Origin of the sequence: Rhodococcus sp. APC 3903, from assembly GCF_030407755.1 — a bacterium.
Classification (GTDB): Bacteria; Actinomycetota; Actinomycetes; order Mycobacteriales; family Mycobacteriaceae; genus Rhodococcus_F; species Rhodococcus_F erythropolis.
Window position 1 is genome coordinate 1 of record NZ_JASDCV010000064.1, and the last position, 5,915, is coordinate 5,915.

Genomic DNA, 5,915 nt, shown 5'->3' on the forward strand with positions numbered 1-5,915 from the left:
TGAGGTTCTGCGCACGGTCTACCCCGAGGTCGACGGAATCGGCTACCAGAAGATCGTTGCACCGTCTGATGTCGACGTGAACCTCGCTGCAACCTTGGTCTCGGATTCAGAGATTGTTTCCGAGGTAACGAACTTCGTGGCGACGGGTTTCGACGTGACAACCGAGGTTCCGTTGCGCGCCAGGCTTTTCCAGACCAAGGCCGACGAGCACGTTCTCGTATTCGTGGTGCATCACATCTCGACCGACGGTTTCTCGATGGGCCCGCTGACCCGCGACATCATGACCGCCTACTACGCCAGAACCAACGGCCAGGCTCCGACCTGGACGCCGTTGCCGGTGCAGTATGCCGACTACGCACTGTGGCAGCGTGAGGTTCTCGGGTCCGAGGACGATCCGCAGTCAATCATCGCGCAGCAGATCACTTACTGGGCGCAAGCACTGGACGGCGTGCCCGAACAGTTGAATCTTCCCGGGGATCGGGCCCGGCCGGCGGTATTCTCCGGTCAGGGAGCAACATTCGAATTCTCGATCGGCCAGGAACTGCACGAGCGGCTGATCGGTGTCGGTCGTGAGCACAATGCGTCGATGTTCATGGTGGTCCATTCGGCTCTGGCATCACTTCTCGCACGTCTGTCGGGAACAACGGACATCACCATCGGCGCGCCGATGGCAGGACGAGGTGAATCCGAACTCGACGATCTGATCGGAATGTTCGTCAACACCTTGGTGCTACGTACCGAGGTTGATCCTTCGGCCCCGTTTACCACACTTCTGTCGTCGGCTCGAGAGACCGATCTTCAGGCGTTCGCGCACTCGGACCTTCCCTTCGAGCGGCTCGTGGAAGTGCTGGATCCCGTTCGGTCGAGGGCACACCACCCGCTGTTCCAGGTGGCATTGGCGTTCCAGAACCTGGGGCAGAATTCGTTGGCTCTGCCGGGTCTGACGGCCGCCGAGTTCGCAATCGACGAGACTGTGGCCAAGTTCGACCTGCAGCTCACGATCAGTGAGGTATCAGAAGGGCTGTCGGCGACGTTCACGTACGCGACGGATCTGTTCGACGAATCGACCGTCCGCGGATTCGCCGCACGATTGATGCGCATCCTGAACGGAATTGCGACGGACCCCGCAACTTCAGTGGGTGACATCGAAATCCTCGACTCGTCCGAGCGTGAGGTTCTGACGAGTCAAAGAGCTTCGTCAGGAGTAGCGCAGGCGCCGTTGGCCGAGATTCTTGCCGACGCTGCTGCGCGTTACCCGGACAACGTCGCATTGCGCTACCCCGGCACGGCGCAGGCCGCTGCCGGTAGGTCCATGACGTATCGCGAGGTCGACGAGTGGTCGTCGAAGCTGGCCCGCGTTTTGATCAACCGTGGTCTCGGGGCTGAAGATCTTGTGGCGGTGTCGATTCCGAGATCCGTCGAATCGGTACTCGCGGTCTGGGCAGTGTCGAAGACCGGGGCAGCGGTCGTTCCGATCGATCCGCACTATCCGGCAGACCGTATCGCGCACATGCTCAGCGACTCTGGTGCAAAGGTAGGCCTGACCCTCGACGTCGAACGTCCGAACCTCACCGACGACGTCGAGTGGTTGGTCGTGGACGGACCACGCGGCGAACAGATGACCGCCGGAGTGTCCGCAGCGCCAATCGATGCCGAGGAACGTGTCCGTCCACTGACGACTGCTCATCCGGCCTGGGTCATCTACACCTCGGGCACGACCGGTCTACCCAAGGGCGTTGTCGCCACCAACGCAGGTCTGGCGAGCTTCAGTGTCACGCAGGCCGCGCATTACCTCGTGAAGCCCACCTCGCGGACATTGCACTTCGCGTCACCGAGTTTCGACGCGTCGATGCTCGAGTTGTTCCTCGCGGTGGCCACCGGCGCGACGATGGTCATCGTCCCACCTGGCGTGTACGGCGGCGACGAGCTGGCTGAGGTGTTCCGTAGCGAACGAGTCACCCATGCGTTCATCACGCCGGCTGCTCTGGCGTCGATGGACCCGAGCGGCCTGGACGACCTGACGGTCGTAGGCGTGGGTGGCGAAGCGTATTCGCCGGAACTGATCAGCAAGTGGACGACAGGTGACGGCTCGACCGCATCGGCTTCGGCTCCCAGGACGTTCTTGAATGTCTACGGCCCGACCGAGACGACGATCGTGACGAACGTCAGCGTTCCGCTTCTGCCGGGTGACCGAATGGACATCGGCGCCACGATCGGTGACATGGCCGCTTTCGTTCTGGACACACGACTCAATCCAGTTCCACTCGGAGTCTCGGGCGAGCTGTATCTGTCCGGTCCTCAGGTGACCCGCGGCTATCATCGTCGCCCGGGCTTGAGCGCCGATCGATTCGTGGCAAACCCGCACGGTAATCCGGGCGAGCGAATGTACCGAACCGGTGACGTGGTGCGCTGGGTCGCTGGAACCGCACCCTCCACCTACGCCGTGGAATACGTGGGCCGCAACGATTTCCAGGTCAAGATTCGCGGTTTCCGTATCGAACTCGGTGAGATCGATGCGTCATTGACCGCACACCCCGAGGTCGAGTTCGCTGCGACGATGGGTACGACCCTGCCGTCGGGTGCTCCGGCACTGGTGTCGTACGTGTTCACCGGAAAGAACGCTTCGGTCACTTCGGCGGAATTGATCGAATTCGTCTCCAGAACCCTTCCGGCTCACATGGTTCCGGCTTCGATAATGGTCTCCTCGGACATGCCACTGAGCCCGGCCGGCAAGCTGGACCGAAAAGCGCTCCCAGCGCCGGTCTTCGAGACCAAGGAATTCCGCGCCCCGGTTACCGAGATGGAACAAGTCCTGAGCGAGATCTTCGCGGACGTTCTCGGTCTGGATCGAATCGGAACGGACGACTCGTTCTTCGCGCAGGGCGGCGACTCGATCATGTCGATCCAGCTCGTCTCGCGGGCGAAGGCACGTGGGGTCGTATTCGCACCCAGTGACGTCTTCGAGAGCAAGACTGTCGCGGCATTGGCCGAAGTGGCGAAGTATGCCGCCGACGTCGAGGCCGCGGTGGTGCTCGAGGAGTTGCCGGGCGGTGGAGTCGGCTGGATGCCGTTGACGCCGATCGAACGATTCATGGTCGAGCGCGGTGGCAGCTACAACCGATTCACACAGACGATGACTCTCGAGCTTCCACTCGGAGCGCAGCGAACCGACATCGTGCGAACCCTCGCCGCCGTCGTCGACCACCATGACATGTTCCGATCGCGGTTGATCTCCGACGGTCGCGGCTGGGGAATGTCGGTCTCCGAGCCGGGAACCGTGGACGTCGAGGATCTACTCAGCCGGGTGGATGTTGATGCGTCCTCGGACGAGTCGACAATTGTTCTCACGGCTTCCAAGGGCCTCGACGAGGCTCTCGGCCGGTTGAATCCGGCAGGCGGCGTGATGGTTCAGTTCGTGTGGGTCGACTTCGGTCCCACTCGCACCGGGCGCTTGATCATTGCTGCGCATCACTTGATCGTCGACGGGGTTTCCTGGCGAATCATTGTTCCGGATCTGGTGTCGGCTGCGGCTCAGATGGCCGGGGCGAGCGGAGCGACGGGGGATGTGGCTCTCGAACCTACGGGTACGTCGATGCGACGCTGGGCTCATGCTTTGTCCGAAGAGGCCCATCGGGATTCGCGTGTGGCCGAGCTGGATACGTGGCGGAAGGTGTTGCAGACACCGGACCCGGTGCTGGGTAAGAGGGCGTACGACTCTGCCGTCGACGTTGCGGCAACGGTTCAGCGGATAAGCGTGACGGTCCCCACTCAGGTGACGGAGACTCTGTTGACCACGCTGCCGGAGGTTTTCAACGGCGGCGCCAACGACGGCCTGCTCGCTGGACTGGCACTCGCGCTGATCGAGTGGCGTCGCCGAGCCGGAATCGACTCGACGTCTGCCTTGCTGCAACTCGAGGGCCACGGTCGCGAAGAAGCCGTGATTCCTGGCGCGGATCTGTCAAGGACCGTTGGCTGGTTCACCGCTGCCTTCCCGATCAGTCTCGATCTTTCCGAGGTAGATCTGGGTGACGCTTTCGCCGGAGGTGATTCGGCGGGACGCGCGATCAAAGCAGTGAAGGAACAGCTGCTGGCGATCCCGGACAAGGGCGTCGGGTACGGACTGCTGCGCTACCTGAACGAAGACACGCGCGCAGTGCTTTCTCGCTTCGCCGGGGGACAGGTCAGCTTCAACTACCTGGGACGAGTTGTCGCCGAGGATCTTCCGGCAGGCGTCGAGGGACTCGGGTGGCTGCCGGCCGGCGATTTCGCCAAGGTGTCGGCACCCGAAGACGTCGACATGCCCGCAAACAAGGTCGTCGACATCAATGCGATCGTCAACGACGGCGCAGACGGTGCTGTTCTGGAGGCCTCTTTCGCATACCCCGTCGGTGCCATCGACGGCGAGAGTGTCGAGACATTTGCACAGATTTGGGTCGAAGCACTGACTGCCCTGGCGGAGCATTCTCGCTCCGTCGGAGCCGGTGGACTCACACCGTCCGACGTGCCGCTTGTCTCCGTGAGCCAACGAGATATCGACGGGTTCGAGAATCGATTCGGTACGGTGACCGACATCTGGCCCCTGGCACCGCTGCAGTCCGGTTTGCTCTTCCACGCGATGTTGGCGGAATCCAGCGTCGACCTCTACTCGGTGCAGATGATTCTCACTCTGTCCGGGAAGGTGGATGCCGACCGATTGCGCACTGCAGCACAGGGAATCATCGACCGTTATGCGAACCTGCGAACGGCATTCACGGCCGACGACGACGGAACGCCGGTCCAGATAGTCCTCGAAGATGTTGCCGTCCCGTGGCGGAACATCGATCTCAGCGATATCGCGGCGGTCGACCGTGAGGCAGCCCTGGACGAAGTTTTGACAGCTGACCAGGCGACACACTTCGACATGGCATCACCGCCGTTGATTCGGTTCACCTTCGTCACCATGGCGGAGGGGGACTATCGCTTGGTGGTGGCGAATCACCACATTATTCTCGACGGTTGGTCGGTGCCACTGCTCTTGCAGAACCTGTTGGCGCTGTACGCGACGCGTGGTGACGACTCGGTTCTTCCGCGTGTGCGTAGCTATCGCAATTACCTGGCGTGGCTTGTCGATCAGGATCGTGATCGATCACTCACGGCCTGGGCGGATGCGCTTTCCGGCGTCGAAGAGCCGACGCTGCTTGCTCAGGTCACAGGCGGACAGGAATTCACCGCGCTGTCACAGAAGCTGAACGTGTCGATGTCGTCGGAGACAACCGCGGCGCTCACCGCTCTGGCCGCACGACTCGGGGTCACCGCCAACACGATCGTGCAGAGCGCGTGGGCGGTCCTGCTCGGTGCGTTGACCGGAACCGACGACGTTGTCTTCGGTGCAACAGTGTCCGGCCGGCCACCGGCGCTCACCGGCGTCGAATCGATGGTCGGGTTGTTCATCAACACCCTCCCCGTGCGGGTGCGCCTCGACGCCGCGGAGTCCGTCGAAGAATTGGTTGCCAGGGTCCAGATCGAGCAGGCGAGAATGCTTGATCATCACTATCTCGGTTTGACCGATGTCCAGAAAGCAGCGGACGTCGGAACACTGTTCGACACGTTGGTTGTATTCGAGTCGTACCCGGTCGACCGTGAGGGCCTCGCCGCACAGGCGGATGTTCTCGACGGAATGATGATCGACGACATCGCCTCGGACGATTCCACGAACTACCCGTTGACCCTGCTGATCGCACTCGACGAGCAGTTGCACTTGACGCTGCGGTACCTACCGGACTTCTTCGATGCCGACTACGCAACTGCGTTGCTGGACAGAGTTCTTCGACTGCTCTCCTCCGTAGCCACCGATCCTTCGGTGCGTGTTGGTGACGTTGATATTTTGGATTCTGTTGAGCGTTCGTTGGTGCTCGAGGGGTGGAATGACACGGCTC

1 protein-coding gene is annotated in these 5,915 nt (G+C 61.8%); it reads left to right on the plus strand.

Features of this window, described 5'->3' with window-relative positions; translation table 11 throughout:
• The coding region (locus tag QMA15_RS32360; protein ID WP_290289208.1) for a non-ribosomal peptide synthetase at window positions 1-5,915 on the plus strand (5,915 nt) is incomplete at both ends.